Annotated in this window: 18 protein-coding genes; 6 read left to right on the plus strand and 12 right to left on the minus strand. The window is 70.5% G+C overall.

What is annotated here, in order from left to right; genetic code table 11:
* Nucleotides 1-29 precede the first annotated feature (29 nt).
* On the plus strand, nt 30-608 hold the full coding sequence (locus ACFVVO_RS01850) for a 2'-5' RNA ligase family protein (RefSeq protein ID WP_390050996.1): 579 nt from the start codon (nt 30-32) through the stop codon (nt 606-608).
* Between the two features lie 18 nt (nt 609-626).
* Here ACFVVO_RS01850 and ACFVVO_RS01855 read toward each other — a convergent pair whose 3' ends face one another.
* Complete coding sequence (locus tag ACFVVO_RS01855) at nt 627-1,382, minus strand: decaprenylphospho-beta-D-erythro-pentofuranosid-2-ulose 2-reductase (protein ID WP_390051556.1); 756 nt, start codon at nt 1,380-1,382, stop codon at nt 627-629.
* Nucleotides 1,383-1,525: 143 nt separating this feature from the next.
* Between ACFVVO_RS01855 and ACFVVO_RS01860 the strand changes: the two genes are divergently transcribed.
* The gene (locus tag ACFVVO_RS01860; RefSeq protein ID WP_390050997.1) at nt 1,526-2,434 is read left to right on the plus strand and encodes a YihY/virulence factor BrkB family protein; all 909 of its coding nucleotides are present in this window, start codon (nt 1,526-1,528) and stop codon (nt 2,432-2,434) included.
* On the opposite strand, the gene ACFVVO_RS01865 is transcribed toward ACFVVO_RS01860, so the two are convergent.
* A complete protein-coding gene (locus ACFVVO_RS01865) occupies nt 2,382-3,614 on the minus strand; it encodes a D-alanyl-D-alanine carboxypeptidase family protein (protein ID WP_390050998.1) in 1,233 nt (410 codons plus the stop codon). The two genes, ACFVVO_RS01860 and ACFVVO_RS01865, sit on opposite strands and share 53 nt — an antisense overlap.
* Nucleotides 3,615-3,786: 172 nt before the next feature.
* Here ACFVVO_RS01865 and ACFVVO_RS01870 point away from each other — a divergent pair, with 172 nt between their 5' ends.
* The 3 genes from ACFVVO_RS01870 (at nt 3,787) to ACFVVO_RS01880 (ending at nt 7,076) form a co-directional block, all read left to right on the plus strand.
* Nucleotides 3,787-4,026 (plus strand): SCO4848 family membrane protein, encoded by a 240-nt coding sequence (locus tag ACFVVO_RS01870; RefSeq protein ID WP_358938009.1) that lies wholly within the window; start codon nt 3,787-3,789, stop codon nt 4,024-4,026.
* A 16-nt stretch (nt 4,027-4,042) separates the two neighbouring features.
* Nucleotides 4,043-5,299 carry a metallophosphoesterase gene (locus tag ACFVVO_RS01875; RefSeq protein WP_390050999.1) on the plus strand — a complete coding sequence of 419 codons (1,257 nt, stop codon included), beginning with the start codon at nt 4,043-4,045 and terminating at the stop codon, nt 5,297-5,299.
* A gap of 232 nt (nt 5,300-5,531) precedes the next feature.
* Complete coding sequence (locus ACFVVO_RS01880) at nt 5,532-7,076, plus strand: ABC transporter substrate-binding protein (protein ID WP_390051000.1); 1,545 nt, start codon at nt 5,532-5,534, stop codon at nt 7,074-7,076.
* Between the two features lie 18 nt (nt 7,077-7,094).
* Here ACFVVO_RS01880 and ACFVVO_RS01885 read toward each other — a convergent pair whose 3' ends face one another.
* From ACFVVO_RS01885 to ACFVVO_RS01930, 10 genes are all read right to left on the minus strand, one after another.
* Nucleotides 7,095-7,862, minus strand: a complete 768-nt coding sequence (locus ACFVVO_RS01885; protein ID WP_390051001.1) for a TetR/AcrR family transcriptional regulator — start codon at nt 7,860-7,862, stop codon at nt 7,095-7,097.
* 9 nt (nt 7,863-7,871) lie between these two features.
* Nucleotides 7,872-8,366, minus strand: coding sequence for a thiol-disulfide oxidoreductase DCC family protein (locus tag ACFVVO_RS01890; RefSeq protein WP_390051002.1), 495 nt, complete (start codon nt 8,364-8,366; stop codon nt 7,872-7,874).
* Entirely contained in the window at nt 8,363-8,770 is a 408-nt protein-coding gene (locus ACFVVO_RS01895) for a hypothetical protein (protein ID WP_390051003.1), read from the minus strand. Before ACFVVO_RS01895 ends, ACFVVO_RS01890 begins: the two co-directional genes overlap by 4 nt.
* A gap of 108 nt (nt 8,771-8,878) precedes the next feature.
* The gene (locus tag ACFVVO_RS01900) at nt 8,879-9,289 is read right to left on the minus strand and encodes a VOC family protein (RefSeq protein ID WP_390051004.1); all 411 of its coding nucleotides are present in this window, start codon (nt 9,287-9,289) and stop codon (nt 8,879-8,881) included.
* Between the two features lie 89 nt (nt 9,290-9,378).
* On the minus strand, nt 9,379-9,966 hold the full coding sequence (locus ACFVVO_RS01905; RefSeq protein ID WP_390051005.1) for a hypothetical protein: 588 nt from the start codon (nt 9,964-9,966) through the stop codon (nt 9,379-9,381).
* A 134-nt stretch (nt 9,967-10,100) separates the two neighbouring features.
* On the minus strand, nt 10,101-10,880 hold the full coding sequence (locus ACFVVO_RS01910) for a succinate dehydrogenase iron-sulfur subunit (protein ID WP_365120740.1): 780 nt from the start codon (nt 10,878-10,880) through the stop codon (nt 10,101-10,103).
* Nucleotides 10,880-12,634, minus strand: a complete 1,755-nt coding sequence (gene sdhA / locus ACFVVO_RS01915) for a succinate dehydrogenase flavoprotein subunit (RefSeq protein ID WP_390051006.1) — start codon at nt 12,632-12,634, stop codon at nt 10,880-10,882. The genes ACFVVO_RS01910 and sdhA overlap by 1 nt, the downstream gene beginning before the upstream one ends.
* Before the next feature lie 19 nt (nt 12,635-12,653).
* Complete coding sequence (locus tag ACFVVO_RS01920) at nt 12,654-13,136, minus strand: succinate dehydrogenase hydrophobic membrane anchor subunit (RefSeq protein WP_390051007.1); 483 nt, start codon at nt 13,134-13,136, stop codon at nt 12,654-12,656.
* A 5-nt stretch (nt 13,137-13,141) separates the two neighbouring features.
* A complete protein-coding gene (gene sdhC / locus ACFVVO_RS01925; protein WP_390051008.1) occupies nt 13,142-13,522 on the minus strand; it encodes a succinate dehydrogenase, cytochrome b556 subunit in 381 nt (126 codons plus the stop codon).
* 188 nt (nt 13,523-13,710) lie between these two features.
* The gene (locus ACFVVO_RS01930; RefSeq protein ID WP_390051009.1) at nt 13,711-14,283 is read right to left on the minus strand and encodes a 2-oxo-4-hydroxy-4-carboxy-5-ureidoimidazoline decarboxylase; all 573 of its coding nucleotides are present in this window, start codon (nt 14,281-14,283) and stop codon (nt 13,711-13,713) included.
* A gap of 259 nt (nt 14,284-14,542) precedes the next feature.
* Here ACFVVO_RS01930 and ACFVVO_RS01935 point away from each other — a divergent pair, with 259 nt between their 5' ends.
* Nucleotides 14,543-16,063, plus strand: coding sequence for a glycoside hydrolase family 20 protein (locus ACFVVO_RS01935; protein ID WP_390051558.1), 1,521 nt, complete (start codon nt 14,543-14,545; stop codon nt 16,061-16,063).
* The last annotated feature ends 47 nt before the right edge of the window (nt 16,064-16,110 follow it).

Consider the following 16,110-nt stretch of genomic DNA (forward strand, 5'->3'; position numbering starts at 1 on the left):
AGAAAACAGACACGACGAGGGGAGACGACGTGGGGACCGTAACGATCGGCGTGTCGATCGCGGTCCCGGAGCCTCACGGCAGCCTGCTCCAGGAGCGGCGCGCGGGCTTCGGCGACGCCGCGGCTCACTGCATCCCCTCGCATGTCACCCTGCTGCCGCCGACCGAGGTGGACGAGGCCGGCCTGCCGGCGGTGGACGCCCACCTGAGACGGGTCGCGGCGGCCGGGCGGCCGTTCCCGATGCGGCTGTCCGGGACCGGCACCTTCCGGCCGCTGTCGCCGGTCGTCTACGTGTGCGTCGCCCAGGGCGCCGAGGACTGCTCCTGGCTGCAGCAGCGGGTCCGCGACGCCTCCGGGCCGGTGCCGCGCGAGCTGCAGTTCCCGTACCACCCGCACGTCACGGTCGCGCACGGCATCGACGAGGCGGCGATGGACCGCGCCTTCGCGGAGCTGGCCGACTTCGAGGCCGAGTGGCCGTGCACCGGGTTCGCGCTGCACGAGCAGGGCGCCGACGGCGTGTGGCGCAAGCTCCGGGAGTACCCGTTCGGTGGGTCCGTGGTGCCGCCGCAGGCGGGCCACATGGACCGCGGCACGATCGCCAGCCGGTAGCCGCCGCATCCTCGTCCCTCAGAGGGGCAGTCTGCGGAACACCGTCCGCGGCGCGTGCCGCAGGACCGCCATCACCAGGCGCAGGAAGCCCGGCACCCACACCGTCTCCGAGCGGCGGCGCAGGCCCAGTTCGACGGCCGTGGCGACCGCCTCGGGGGTGGTGGCGAACGGCGCCCTGGGCAGGCCGGCCGTCCTGCGCGTGACGACGAAGCCGGGGCGTACGACCATGACGTGCACGCCGGTGCCGTACAGCGCGTCGCCGAGGCCCTGCGCGAAGGTGTCGAGCCCGGCCTTGCTGGAGCCGTAGATGAAGTCCACCCGGCGGGCGCGTTCACCGGCGACGGAGGAGAGGACCACCAGCGAGCCGTGGCCCTGGGTCTGCAGCGCGCGGGCCGCCACCAGGCCCGCCGACACGGCTCCGGTGTAGTTGGTCTGCGCGACCTGGACGGCGCGCAGCGGGTCGCGTTCGTCGTGGGCCTGGTCGCCGAGGATGCCGAAGGCCAGCAGCACCAGATCGATGTCGCCCTCGGCGAACACCTTGCCGAGGACCGGCTCGTGGGACTCGGGGGCGAGGGCGTCGAAGGCGAGGGTGTGGACGTCGGCGCCCAGCGCGCGCAGGCTCTCGGCCGTCTGCTCCAGACCGGGCGAGGGGCGGCCCGCCAGCCGGACGGTCCGGGCGCCGCGGGCGATCAGGCGGCGCACGGTGGCGAGCGCGATCTCGGAGGTACCGCCGAGGACGAGCAGGGACCGGGGGAGGGGTTCGAGGTCGAGCATGCCGGTGACCGTATCGTCCATTTATGGGCGATTGGTCACGGAACATAACTCTGCTCGGCGGAACGGGTGATTAATGGGATGTCACTCAATAGTGTCGATGTCACCCGCACATCGGGTCTCGGTCCCGGGGGCAGAGACGCACCATGGACTGGCTGAAGAAGCTCCCCGGGATCGGGCCGATCGTCACTCGGCTGATGACCACGCACGCCTGGCGTTCGTACGAGCGCCTGGACCGGGTGAAGTGGACGCGACTGGCCGCCGCGATGACCTTCGTCAGCTTCGTCGCGCTGTTCCCGCTGCTGACGCTGGCCGCCACCGTCGCCGCCGCCACGCTCAGCCAGTCGCAGCAGAGGAACCTGCAGGACAAGATCGCCGAGCAGATTCCCGGCATCTCCGACCAGCTCGACATCAACTCCCTGGTGGAGAACGCCGGCACCGTCGGGGTCATCGCCGGTGCCCTGCTGCTGTTCACCGGCATGGGCTGGGTCGGCCAGGTGCGCGACTGCCTGCGCGCGGTGTGGGAGCTGCCCGACAGCGAGGAGAACCCGTTCCTCGCCAAGGCCAAGGACACGGGCATCCTGGTCGGTCTCGGCGGCGCGGTCGTCGCCACCCTCGCCATCTCCACCGTGGCCTCGGCGATGGTGGGCCGGCTCAGCGACAGCCTCGGCCTCGACCGGGCGGGCTGGGGGCACGTGCTGCTGCAGATCATCGCGTTCGCCGTGGCCGTGCTCGCCGACTTCCTGCTCCTGCTCTACGTGCTGACCCTGCTGCCCGGCGTCGAACCCCCGCGCCGCCGCCTGCTGATGGCCGCGCTGACCGGGGCGGTCGGTTTTGAACTGCTGAAGCTGCTGCTCAGCGGCTACATCCAGGGAGTCGCCTCGAAGAGCATGTACGGCGCGTTCGGCGTGCCCGTGGCCCTGCTGCTGTGGATCAACTTCACCGCGAAACTCGTCCTGTTCTGCGCCGCCTGGACGGCGACGCCGAGCAAGGACGCCGAGATCACGAACGCGTCCGACGGCGCATCAGATCCGGCAGCGGCCAACGGCGGTTGATCAGGTACACCCCGCCTCCGAGCAGCACCAGCAGCCCGCCGGCGATGGCCAGGGCGGTTCCGACGCCGGTGGCGCCGATCCTGCCGGAGGCGCTCGCCACCGGCCGCGTGCCGGACCCGCCGGTCCTGTGCGCGGGCCCCGGGGAGGCGGTGGCACCCGGCTGGGCGGTGGACTGCGCACTCTTCGGCGGGACCAGCTCGCCCACCGGTCGCACCTTGCCGGCCGCCCGGAAGCCCCAGTCGAACAGCTTCGCGGTCTCCTTGTAGACCTCGTTGTGCTCGTGCTTCTCCGGGTTCATCACCGTGACCAGCAGCACCTTCCCGTCGCGTTCGGCGACGCCGGTGAAGGTGGCGCCCGCGTCGGTGGTGTTGCCGTTCTTCACCCCGGCGATGCCCTGGTAGACGGGCACGTCCGTGTCGCCGCTCAGCAGCCGGTTGGTGTTGCGGATCTCGCCGGACTCGAACTTCGCCGACACGGTGGAGCAGTACTCGCGGAAGTCCTTCTTCTGCAGCCCGGAGCGGGCGAACAGCGTCAGGTCGTACGCCGACGACCTCTGCTCGGGCGCGTCGTATCCGTCCGGGCTGACCACGCGCGTGTCCAGGGCCTGCAACTCGTCGGCGTGGTCCTGCATGTCCTTGACGGTCCGGTCGACCCCGCCGTTCATCGCGGACAGCACGTGCACGGCGTCGTTGCCCGAGCGCAGGAAGACCCCGAGCCACAGGTCGTGCACGGAGTAGGTGTGGCTCTCCTTTATCCCGACCACGCTCGAACCGGCGCCCATGCCCGCGAGGTCGGACGGGACCACCTTGTGCTCCATCGTCTTCGGGAACCGGGGCAGCAGGGTGTCCGCGAACAGCATCTTCAGGGTGCTCGCCGGGGGCAGCGGCCAGTGCGCGTCGTGCGCGGCGAGGACCTCGCCGGACTCGGCGTCGGAGACGATCCAGGACCGTGCGGTGAGGTCCTTGGGGAGCACGGGCACTCCGGCCGCGAGGTTCACCTGGGTGCCGGGCCGCCCGAGCCGGGCGCCGCCCACCTGCGACATGCCCGCCGGGGGAGTGGCCGCCGGGCTCGTGGAGGGCGTCGGGGCCGCGAGCGCGACGGGCGCGGTGGCGGACAGGGACAGCAGCGTGGCGGAGGTGACCAGCAGGGATCGCCGGAGGGTCTTCTTGGGAGCGGGCACGGTCGGAAACGTACCTGCCATGGACACCGAAGTCCCGCCCGGCACCCCACCCCGGCCACGGAACGGAACCCCGAACAGCGATACTGCATCCATGCCGTGCTCATCCGGGGCACAACCCCCGGACCCCCGGCCGGTCGTCCGGGCCCGGCGTCGTGTCGAAAGGTCAGTCCCTGTGAAACTCAGCCGCCCGGTCTCCTGGTTCCTGCTCGCCTTCGGGGTGTGGAGCTGGGTCATCTGGATCACTTTCGTCAAGAACCTGGTCGAGGACGGCAGCGGACTCGCCTTCGACGACGGCCACCCGACCGCGTACTTCTGGGTGCATCTGCTGCTGGCGATCGTCTCCTTCGTATTGGGGACGGTCATCGGGGTCATCGGGTTGCGCGGACTGCGCGCCCTGCGCCGGACGTCATAGCGGGAGGCACTGCAGCGTGGTCATCGTCTTCGTCCTCCTCGCGGCGGCCGTCCTGGCCGTGCTGGTGCTCGGGCACTGGTACGTGTGGCGCCGTCTGGTCCGCGACACCACCCGGGGTCCGGGCCCCGCCCGCCGCACCGGCACGGCGGTGTTCGTCGCCGGCCCGCTGCTGATGGTCGGCGCCCTGGTCGCCGAACGCTCCGGCGCCCCCTTCTGGCTCCAGCGCACCCTCGCCTGGCCCGGCTTCCTGTGGATGGCGCTGGCGCTGTACCTGCTGGTGGCGGTGGTGGCCGGCGAGGTCGTACGGCCGCTGCTGGGACGGCTCCTGGCGCGCCGGGTGCGGACCACCGAGACCCTCGTACGGGAGCCGGAGACCGTGCCGGCGGCACCGCGGCCGTCGCCGGACGAGCCGGAGCCCGCCGGGCAGGCACCACGCGGGACGAACGCCCCCTCCCGGCGGCTGTTCGTCTCCCGGGTCGTGGGCGGGGCCGCCGCGGCCGCCGCAGTCGGAACCGTCGGTCACGGCACCTACGGCGTGCTGCGCGGGCCGCGGGTCAAGCGCGTCACCGTGCCGCTCACCCGGCTGCCGCGCGCCGCGCACGGGTTCCGGATCGCCGTCGTCAGCGACATCCACCTCGGACCCGTCCTCGGCCGCGGCTTCGCGCAGCGGGTCGTCGACACCGTGAACGCCACCCAGCCCGACCTGATCGCGGTCGTCGGCGACCTGGTGGACGGCAGTGTGAAGGACCTCGGCCCGGCCGCCGCGCCGCTGGCCCAGCTCACCGCACGGCACGGGGCGTACTTCGTCACCGGCAACCACGAGTACTTCTCCGGTGCCGAGCAGTGGGTCGCCGAGGTGCGCACCCTCGGCCTGCACCCGCTGGAGAACGCCCGCACCGAGCTGCCGTACTTCGACCTGGCCGGGGTGAACGACCTCCAGGGCGAGAGCGAGGGCCAGGGCCCGGACTTCGCGAAGGCGCTCGGGGACCGGGACCCGGCCCGCGCCTGTGTGCTGCTCGCCCATCAGCCGGCGCAGATCCACGAGGCGGTCCGGCACGGCGTCGACCTCCAGCTCTCCGGCCACACCCACGGCGGCCAGCTCTGGCCCGGCAACCTGATCGCGGCAGCCGCCAACCCCACCGTGGCCGGCCTCGAACGCTACGGGGACACGCAGCTGTACGTCAGCCGGGGCGCCGGCGCCTGGGGACCGCCCACCCGGGTCGACGCGCCCTCGGACGTGACCGTGATCGAACTGGCCGCCACGCGCGCCTGACCCGGCCGCCGGCGCGCGGGGCGGAAACCGCTTCCACCTCCCTGTGAAGACGCTGTGGAATTCGGCGGAAACAACGCCTCGGTAAGTTCTCCCTCATTCGTGCCGATTGCTCTTCCCCCCGCTGAAACAGGTGTGATTAGGTGAGCCGCGCCACTAGGGGGTGGCCGTTTTTTTTGTGCTGGGCCAGGGGTAGGGCCCTGGCAGGAGGGGCACCACCATGCGATCTGTTCGCATGCGCATTCTCGTGACGCTGCTCGTACTCGCCGTCGTGGGAATCGGCGGCCGGCAGTTGCTGTCGTCGCAGGGCGACAAGAACCGGACGATCACCGTCGGCACGACCGACGCCGTCACCTCACTGGACCCGGCCGGCGCCTACGACGCCGGTTCCTGGGCCCTGTTCAGCAATGTCTTCCAGACCCTGCTGACCTTCGAGCCGGGCGGCGTCCGACCCGTCCCCGACGCGGCGAAGAGCTGCACCTTCGAGGGCGGCGGCCTGAAGACGTACCGGTGCTCGCTGCGTGACGGCATCACCTTCCCGAGCGGGCGCGAGCTCACCGCCGCGGACGTGAAGTACTCCTTCGAGCGGGTCAAGAGGATCAACTCGGACGTCGGCCCGGCGTCCCTGTTCTCCACCCTCGGCTCGGTGACCGCCGACAGCGCGACCACCGTCACCTTCCATCTGTCGTCCCCGGACGCCACCTTCCCGCTGAAGGTCGCCACCGGTGCCGGCTCGATCGTGGACAAGGACGCGTACCCGGCCAGGGCCCTGCGCACCGGCACCGGTGTCGACGGCACCGGCCCGTACACGCTGACCTCGTACACCAAGGACCAGAAGGCCGTCCTGGCGCCCTACGGGCAGTACCAGGGCTACCTCGGCGGCACCGGCCACTCCATCGAGCTGCGTTACTACGCCAACTCCCAGAAGCTGCAGAGCGCCTGGCGGCACAAGCAGCTCGACGTCGCCACCCGGACCCTGCCGCCGCAGGCCCTGTCCGAGCTGAACCCGAGCGACCCCACCCAGCGCGTCACCGAGTCCGACAGCTCCGAGACCCGCAACCTCTACCTGAACACCCGCGCGAACTCCCCGCTGCACGACGCGCGGGTGCGCCGCGCCATGGCCTGGCTGGTCAACCGCGAGCAACTGGCCGCCAAGGTGTACGACGGCACGGTCGACCCGCTGTACTCGCTGATCCCGGCCGGCATCATCGGCCACACCACGTCCTTCTTCGACACCTACCCGACGCAGAGCACCGCGAAGGCGCGGGAGCTGCTCACCCAGGCCGGGGTGACCCTGCCGGTGCGCTTCACCTTCGGCTACGGCAAGGGCCGGGGCGCGGGCGCGGAGGAGGCCGCGGAGCTGAAGCAGCAGCTGGAGAAGGGCGGCCTGTTCAAGGTAAACATCCAGGGTTACGAGTGGACCGACTTCCAGAAGCGCTGGGCCGCCGGGAAGATGGACGCCTGGGCGGTCGGCTGGGTGGCCGACTACCCCGACCCGGACACCTTCGGCTCCCCGCTGGTCGGCACCGGCTCCACCATGAGCACCGGCTACAGCAACAAGGCCGTGGACGCCCTCATCCGGAACAGCCAGCAGTACGCCGACCGCTCGCGGGCCTCGAACGACTTCCGCGACATCCAGGGGGACGTGGCGGCCGACGTGCCGCTGATCCCGCTCTGGCAGCGCAAGGAGTACGTGGTCAGCACCGAGGACGTCGGCGGCGGCCAGTACCTCTCGGACGGCACGGGCGTGTTCCGCCTGTGGCGCCTGCAGTGGATCTGACGCCCCGCGGATGAGGGGTTAGTCCTCGTCCTCGTCCGCGCGGGCGCCCGCGCGTCCGGCTCTGGCCGCCGGGTCCGGCAGTGCCCTCGTCATCCCCGGCAGGAAGTCCGTGAACAGCTCGTGGACCTCCAGCACCAGGGGGCGCAGCACCCGGAACCGGGCCAGGGCCACCCCACGGGCGGTCAGCCGGGCCCCCCGACGCGCCAGCCGGTAGCTGCGCTCGCGGCCCTCGGTCCGGTCGAAGATCCAGTACAGGACGAGACCCATCTGGGACAGCCACATCAGCTCCGGCAGCACGTCCCGCAGTTCGGGCGCCACCTTGGACTTCGAGCCGGCCAGCAGCTCCCGGTGGACGCTCATGGCCTGCTCCCGCGCGTGCTCGCTCTCCGGGGAGAACGGGCTGAGCGGGCTGTCGGGGTCGGCGGCGTTCTTGAAGAACTGGACCGCGAACTCGTGGTAGGGCCTGGCGATGTCCAGCCACGCGGTCAGGACGCCCGCGAGCCGGGCCTCCAGATCGGTCTCCCGTTCCAGGACCTCCCGGACCGCCACCTGGTGCTCGGCGGCGATCCGGTCGTAGAAGCCCTGGATCAGGTGCTCCTTGCCCTCGAAGTAGTAGTAGGCGTTCCCGACGGAGACGCCGGCCTCCTTGGCGATGGCCCGCATGGTCGTCTTGTCGTAGCCGCGCTCCTGGAAGAGCCGCATCGCGGTCTCCAGGATGAGTGCGCGGGTCTGCTCGGACTTGGTCTGGGGGCCGGCCGCTTCGGGGCCTTCGTTCTTCGCGGGCACGACAGGAGCCTAACCAGTGGCGCAGGCGCCGCCGGAACAGGTGGGCGGGTTGTGGGTCCAGCCCGCGCGCGGGTCGTACGCCCATCCGTCGGTCCGCGGGTACGCTTGCCCGCCCCACTGCGCGCCCCGCCACTTGGCGGCCGCCAGCACCGCGCCCCGGGCCAGCCTCGCCCCCGCCGGGGTGCTCAGCCGGTGGGCGAGCGGGCGGTGTTCGCGCAGCGCCCACAGGACGACGATCCAGGCGCGGGAGGCCTGGTAGACCTGCCCGGAGTCGCCGATCACGGTGACCTCCTCGAGGGTGGCGGCGTGGTCGAGCCCCGGGAAGCGCCGACGGGCCTCGTCCGAGCCGGCCGGGACCAGCTCCAGCGGCACCAGCTTCGGCTGCCGTACGAGCCAGCCGCGCAGATGCGTGCACAGGGCGCATTCGGCGTCGTAGAGGACGGTGAGCCCGCGGACCGGGACGGACGTGGCGCCCCGGTCCCGCGCGGAGGTCACCGCGCTCACGCCCCGGCCGTCGGCGGGACCCAGGCCTGCGGGGACACCGGCGGCTGCTGCTCCCGCTCCATCAGCCCGCGCCGCCGGATCCTGCTGAGCACGTACACGTTGCCCAGGTGCATCACGCCGAGCACCAGCAGCACCACGCCGAGCTTGGCCGACAGGGCCTCGAAGATGCCCCGGGTGTCGTCTATGTCGCCGCTGTCGTTCAGGTACAGCGCCACGAAGCCGAGGTTGACCAGGTAGAAGCCGACCACCAGGAGGTGGTTGACGGCGTCGGCGAGCTTCTCGTTGCCGCGCAGCACGTCGGACAGGAAGACCCGGCCGTTGCGGCTGAGAGTGCGGGCCACCCAGACGGTCAGCGCGATGCTGACCACCAGGTAGATGACGTAGGCGATGACGGTGCGGTCCATGCCCCACCCCTTCTTGAACGCGTTCAAAACGCTGACAGGGATGACTCTAGACCTGCTTTTGAACATGTTCAACTCAATGGGCGCGACGAGTCGCTCCGGCTCCGCGTGTCAGCTCCGGCGGCCCAGCTCCGGGCGCTTGCTGTAGTCGGTGAAGCCGAGGACGTTCCCCCAGGGGTCGGCGATCTCGACGGTCCAGCCGGTGGCCACCGAGAACACCTCGTCCAGCGGCACGATCCCGGCGCCGGCCAGCTCCCGCGCCGCCGCCCGCGCGTCCGGCACCTCGAGCCACAGCCGCGGGGAGGGCCACGCCGGCGGCCGGTGCCCCAGCGCCTCCTCGGCGCGCAGCAGGATCCCGGGCGTCTCGCCGCCGACCTTCAGCAGGGCGATCCCGGCCTCGTCGAGCCGGAACCCGACGGTGAACCCGGCCCGCTCGTAGAAGTCGACGGCCTCACCGAGGTCGCCGACGGGAAACAGCGCGTTGTCGAACCCGAGCAGTTCGTACGACCCTTTGTCTGACATGTCGTCACATTAGGGCTCAACCCGACCATACGCGAGAAGCCCCACCGAAACTCGATCGGCGGGGCTCAAGGAAACGCGGGGAAGGGCGCCTACATACTGCTCAGCGACCGGGCGTAGTTGATCTGACCCATGATCGCCGGGAAGGTGCCCGGACCCTGAGCCGGGAGCATCGTGGAGTGGTGCCGGCCCGCACTGGTCACGGTGACCTGGATGTAGCCCGTGGTCCGCTTCTCCTTCATCAGCAGGAAGAACAGGCCCAGCAGGCAGAAGAGGAAGAAGACGACGGCGAGCACGATGGCGTGCGGCGGGATCCGCTCCTCGGTGTGCGACATGTCGGTGGCGTTCCAGACCGCGCCGCGCAACGGCAGCTGCCCGGCCGGAGTGATGATCTGATCGCCCGTCACCGCGATGTCGCCGATCGCCAGCAGCGTGGCACCGCCCATGGGCCCCGGAGCGGCAGGCGCCCCCGGAGCCGCCTGCTGCTGCGGGAACCCGTACCCCTGCGGCACGGGCGCCGGGTAGCCGTAGCCGGGCACGCCGGCGGGCTGGGCCGGGTAGCCGTAGCCGGGCCCCGCCTGGGGCTGCGCGGGGATGCCCGGGGGCTGCGTGGGCGCCGCCGGAGGGTGCCCGGGGCCCCACTGGTCGCTCGCGCCGGTCTGCGGATACGGCTCGGTCATGCTGGCGTCCCCCTGATGGCCGCTTCGTCGGATCGAGGGATCATCCTGTCACCTGCCGGCCCGGGCACCGAGAAGGGCCCCGCTTCCGGTGCGTGACCGGGAACGGGGCCCAACTCGTGGGGTGCGAAGGGCAATCAGTAGCGGCGCGTGATCAGTGCGCGCTTGACTTCCTGGATCGCCTTGGTGACCTCGATACCGCGCGGGCAGGCGTCCGTGCAGTTGAAGGTCGTGCGGCAGCGCCACACGCCGTCGCGGTCGTTGAGGATCTCCAGGCGCTGCTCGCCCGCCTCGTCACGGCTGTCGAAGATGAAGCGGTGGGCGTTCACGATCGCGGCCGGGCCGAAGTACTGGCCGTCGTTCCAGAACACCGGGCAGGACGACGTGCACGCGGCGCAGAGGATGCACTTCGTGGTGTCGTCGAAGCGCTCGCGGTCCTCGGCGGACTGCAGACGCTCGCGCGTGGGCTCGTTCGTGTCCTTCGTGACGAGGAAGGGCATGACGTCCCGGTACGCCTGGAAGAACGGCTCCATGTCCACGACCAGGTCCTTCAGGACCGTGAGGCCCTTGATGGGCTCGACCGTGATCGGCTTCTCGGGGTTGATGTCCTTGATCAGCGTCTTGCAGGCCAGACGGTTCTTGCCGTTGATCCGCATGGCGTCGGAGCCGCAGATGCCGTGGGCGCAGGAACGGCGGAACGTCAGGGTGCCGTCGATGTCCCACTTGATCTTGTGCAGACCGTCGAGGACGCGCTCCTTGGGGTCGATCTCCAGCTGGAAGTCTTCCCAGGCCGCCTCCGCCGAGACCTCCGGGTTGAAGCGGCGGATCCGGAAGGTGACGGTGATGTAGGGGGAGTCGGCGAAGCCGGGCTCGGGCTGGCCGGCCGCGTCCGCCTTGTCCAGAACAGGGGTAGCCATCAGTACTTACGCTCCATCGGCTGGTAGCGGGTCTGGACGACCGGCTTGTAGTCGAGACGGACGGTTTCCGAGCCGTCGGCGCCGACCTCGCGGTACGCCATGGTGTGCCGCATGAAGTTGACGTCGTCGCGGTTCGGGTAGTCCTCGCGGTAGTGACCGCCGCGGGACTCCTTGCGGGCGAGTGCGGAGACCGCCATGACCTCGGCCAGCTCGAGCAGGTTGCCCAGCTCGACCGCCTCGAGGAGGTCCGTGTTGAACCGCTTGCCCTTGTCCTGGATCGCCACGTTCTTGTAGCGCTCGCGCAGCTCGGCGATCTTCTCGACGGCCGTCTTGATCGTCTGCTCGGTGCGGAACACCATGACGTTGGCGTCCATGGTCTCCTGCAGCTCACGACGGATGGTGGCCACCCGCTCGTTGCCGGTGGAGTTGCGCAGCCGCTCGATCTGCGCGACGACGAGCGACTCCGGGTTCTCCGGCAGCTCGACGAAGTCGACCTTCGCCGAGTACTCGGCGGCGGCGATGCCCGCGCGGCGGCCGAACACGTTGATGTCCAGCAGCGAGTTGGTGCCCAGGCGGTTGGCGCCGTGCACCGACACGCAGGCCACCTCGCCGGCCGCGTAGAGGCCCGGGACGACGGTGGTGTTGTCCGCCAGGACCTCGCCCTGGACGTTCGTCGGGATGCCGCCCATGGCGTAGTGCGCGGTGGGCTGGATCGGGATCGGGTCCGTGTACGGCTCGATGCCCAGGTAGGTGCGCGCGAACTCGGTGATGTCCGGGAGCTTGGCGTCCAGCTGCTCCGGCGGCAGGTGGGTGAGGTCCAGGTAGACGTGGTCGCCCTCGGGACCGCAGCCGCGGCCCTCACGGATCTCCGTGTAGATGGAGCGGGAGACGACGTCACGGGACGCGAGGTCCTTCATGACCGGCGCGTACTTCTCCATGAAGCGCTCGCCGTCCTTGTTGCGGAGGATGCCGCCCTCGCCGCGCGCACCCTCGGTGAGGAGGATGCCCATGCGCCAGATGCCGGTCGGGTGGAACTGGAAGAACTCCATGTCCTCCAGCGGCAGGCCCCGGCGGTAGACGGCGGCCTGGCCGTCACCGGTGAGGGTGTGCGCGTTGGAGGTCACCCGGAAGAACTTGCCGGTGCCGCCGGAGGCGTAGATCACGGCCTTCGCCTGGAAGAGGTGGAGCTCGCCGGTCGCCAGCTCGTACGCCACCACGCCGGCCGACTTCCTGACGCCGTCGACCTCGGTGATCAGCTGGTCCAGGACGTAGAACTCGTTGAAGAACTCCACGCCCTCCTTGACGCAGTTCTGGTACAGCGTCTGGAGGATCATGTGGCCGGTGCGGTCCGCGGCGTAGCAGGACCGGCGGACCGGGGCCTCGCCGTGGTTGCGGGAGTGACCACCGAAGCGGCGCTGGTCGATCGTCCCGTTGGGCGTCCGGTTGAACGGCAGGCCCATCTTCTCCAGGTCGAGGACGGCGTCGATGGCCTCCTTCGCCAGGATCTCCGCGGCGTCCTGGTCGACCAGGTAGTCACCGCCCTTGATCGTGTCGAAGGTGTGCCACTCCCAGTTGTCCTCCTCCACGTTGGCCAGCGCGGCGGCCATGCCGCCCTGCGCGGCGCCCGTGTGGGAGCGGGTGGGGTAGAGCTTGGTCAGGACCGCGGTGCGGCTGCGCTTCGTCGACTCGATGGCCGCGCGCATGCCGGCGCCGCCGGCGCCGACGATGACTGTGTCGTACTTGTGGATCTTCATGTTTCTCGCAGCCCCGTGCCTAGCGGATGTTCGGGTCGAAGGTGAAGATCACCAGCGTGCCGAGCAGGATGGTGAACACCGTGGCGGTGTAGAGCAGAGCCTTCAGCCACAGCCGGGTGTTCGGGCGCTCGGCGTAGTCGTTGATGACCGTGCGCAGGCCGTTGGCGCCGTGCAGCATCGCGAGCCACAGCATCAACAGGTCCCAGACCTGCCAGAACGGGGACGCCCAGCGGCCGGCCACGAAGGCGAAGCCGATCTTGGAGACGCCGCCGTCCAGGACGAGCTGGATCAGCAGGTGGCCGATGACGAGGACGACCAGCACGATGCCGGACAGGCGCATGAACAGCCAGGCGGCCAGCTCGAAGTTGCCCCGAGTGGACTTGGGGGTCTTATTGGTCCGCCTGCGCGGCGCCTCGATCAGCGGGGCCGGGTTGTCGGCGGTGTACACCGGGGCGCCCTCGACGGGGCCGACTCCGGACGCGGGGGTTTCAGTCGTGGACATGAGTGTCAGCTCCCGAACAGGGCACGAGTGGCGTGGCCGAGGACCGGGTAGATCGCGCCGATCATCAGGGCGATCCAGACACCCATCACGGTCCAGAACATCTGCTTCTGGTAGCGCGGGCCCTTCGACCAGAAGTCGACGGCGATGACGCGCAGGCCGTTGAGCGCGTGGAAGAGGATGGCGGCGACGAGGCCGTACTCCAGCAGCGCGACGATGGGCGTCTTGTAGGTCGCCACGACCTTGTCGTAGGCCTCGGGGGAGACACGGACGAGTGCGGTGTCCAGCACATGCACGAACAGGAAGAAGAAGATGAGGACGCCGGTGACTCGGTGAGCCACCCAGGACCACATTCCTTCCCGTCCGCGGTACAACGTTCCAGCCGGCACGGAAGAACCCTCCGGGAGCGGGGACAAGGGCCGCGCCGGCTTCACGGTCGGTCGGGCCCGGCCGGGTACGGTCCACCGGCCCTCAGCATCGTATCCATGCGGCGCGGTGAGGCTTACGGGGGGCCTACTTGTGTGATCAAAGTGGCACCGGACGGGCTAGGGGTGCGGCATTTGCGTGATGTGTGCGGTCATATCCCGGAAGCGGGCGTGTTGTGGCTGGTCGCGCCGCTGGGCGGGCCCGGTGACTGGCGGGTCGCCGGACCCGCCAGGTACGTCGCCAGTCGGTGCTTCGCCAGGCGCCGCAGCTCCTCCGCCGCCATGACCCGCTCCTCCTCCGGATCGTTCGCCAATCGTGACCGGATGCCCTCGAGGATGCGGTCGATGACCTCGTACGCCGGGGTGTCGCCCAGATAGATGACGAACGTGTGTCCGAATTTCGCCTCGTAGGCCGCGTGTGCCGCGCTCAGCGCCATGTGGGCCGCCTGGTAGGTGTCCTCCGGCAGCCGGGGCAGCGGCTCGCCGGCCAGGGCCCCGGCGAGATCGGCCGCGGGCAGGTCGTACGTCGCCTCGTCCGCCGCCGCCAGCAGGGCGTCCAGGTCCGGGTAGGGGCGATGCTCGGCGAGGCGCCCTGACCAGCGCGGATTGCGCAGGCAGCGCAGCAGCATCGCGCGCGCCTCGCCGGCGGGGGCGGCGTTGAAGGCGTCCAGCGGCGTGGGGAGGTACGGGAGACGATGCGCAGGCAGCGTGGGTCCTCGCGTCACATGTGGTGTGGCAGGGGATCTTGTGAAGGCTGTGTCGCTACGTTATCGACAGTGGTCACAGTGTGTCCGACGGGTATCTGAATTTCACCCGTACGGAAGAGTTTCGGAACACCTCGATGACGGATGACGGGCCGATCAGTCGTACGTTGGCTGAGTGACCCAGCACAGGCGCCGGGCGTCGGCGCAACAGGCGAGGCGGAAGCGGGCGGTGGTCGCCGCGGCTTTCGCGGGGACCGTCGCGCTCGGTGTGGGCGTCGGCATGTGGGCCTCGGCGGACAGCGGCGGAAGACCGGCCGAGGATGTGGCGCAGGCCCCGTCGGGCCGGGCGCCGAGCAGTCCGTCGCCCAGCCGCTCCTATCCGCTCTCCCAGGCGCCGCGCACCATACCCGCGGTCAGCTCCCACACCGCGGCGCGCGGCCCCGGCTGGCGCCCGAAGAAGGGCGAGCGGGTGGTGGTGAGCGATCCGTCGCTGGCCGACGAGGGCCGGCTGACGGCCGGTGAGCTGGGGCTGACGTACGCCGGGCAGAAGGGCGACAAGCGGGCCGGGGACGTCCGGCTCACGCTGGGCAGGCGGGGCGGCAACCCGGAGTCGTACACCATGACCGTCCGCGACGGCCGGGTCGACATCAGCGGGCCGGCCGAGACCGGCGTGTTCTACGGCACCCGCACCCTCAAGCAGGAGGTCCACGGCGGCGGCACGGCACCGGAGGGAGTCGTGCGCGACCGGCCCGCCAAGCCGGTGCGCGGCTTCAACCTGGACATAGCCCGCAAGCCGTACAGCGAGTCCTGGATCGAGGACCGGATACGCGAGCTGGGCGACCTGAAGTTCAACGAGCTGGGGCTGCACTTCTCCGACGACCAGGCCTTCCGGATCGAGTCCAGCAGCCATCCCGAGATCGTCTCCAAGGACCATCTGACCAAGGCCCAGGTCAAGCGGATCGTGGACCTGGCGAAGAGCCGGCACATCACGGTCGTGCCCGAGATCGACTCGCCGGGCCACCTCGGCGCGGTCATCGCCGCCCACCCCGACCTGCAGCTCCGCAACGCGAGCGGGGTCGCCACGCGGGGTGCGATCGACATCTCCAAGGGCGGCTCCGCGAAGATCGTCGACGACCTGCTGAACGAGTACGCCGGGGTCTTCCCGGGCAACCAGTGGCACCTCGGCGGCGACGAGTACCAGGCGCTGACGGTGTCGGACCCGCAGGCCTCCTACCCGCAGCTCGCGGCCGCCGCCCGGCAGAAGTACGGCTCCGGCGCGACCGTCGCCGACCTCGCCACCGGCTGGCTCAACGACCGCGCCGCCACCGTCCGCGCCCACCACCGGACCATGCGGGCCTGGAACGACGGCTTCTTCCGGAACACCATCGTGCGGCCCGCCAAGGACCTCCAGGTCGCCTACTGGACCGGCAAGGAGATCGGCGCCCGGCAGCCGGTGGAGTATCTGCGCGACGGCCGCAAGGTCCTCAACTACAACGACGAGTTCCTGTACTACGTCCTCGGCCAGCCGCAGACCTTCGTCTACCCGACCGGGCAGCGGATCTACGAGCAGTGGAACCCGCGCGTGCTGCGCGGCACCACCGCCGTCCCGTCGAGCTACGACGGGCAGATCCCCGGCGGCTCGTTCGCCGTGTGGAGCGACATCCCGAGCGCCCAGACCGAGGCGCAGGTGGCCGCCGGCATCCGGATGCCGCTCCGGGCCACCGTGCAGAAGCTGTGGGACCCGGGGAAGCCGGCACTGTCCTGGGCCGAGTTCAAGGCGCTGGCGGACCGGCTGGGCTGAGCCCCCGCCGGGCACGGTAAGTTCCGCGTGCCGTATGCACGGCACGC

This window comes from Streptomyces sp. NPDC058145 (assembly GCF_042884245.1).
Taxonomy (GTDB): Bacteria; Actinomycetota; Actinomycetes; order Streptomycetales; family Streptomycetaceae; genus Streptomyces.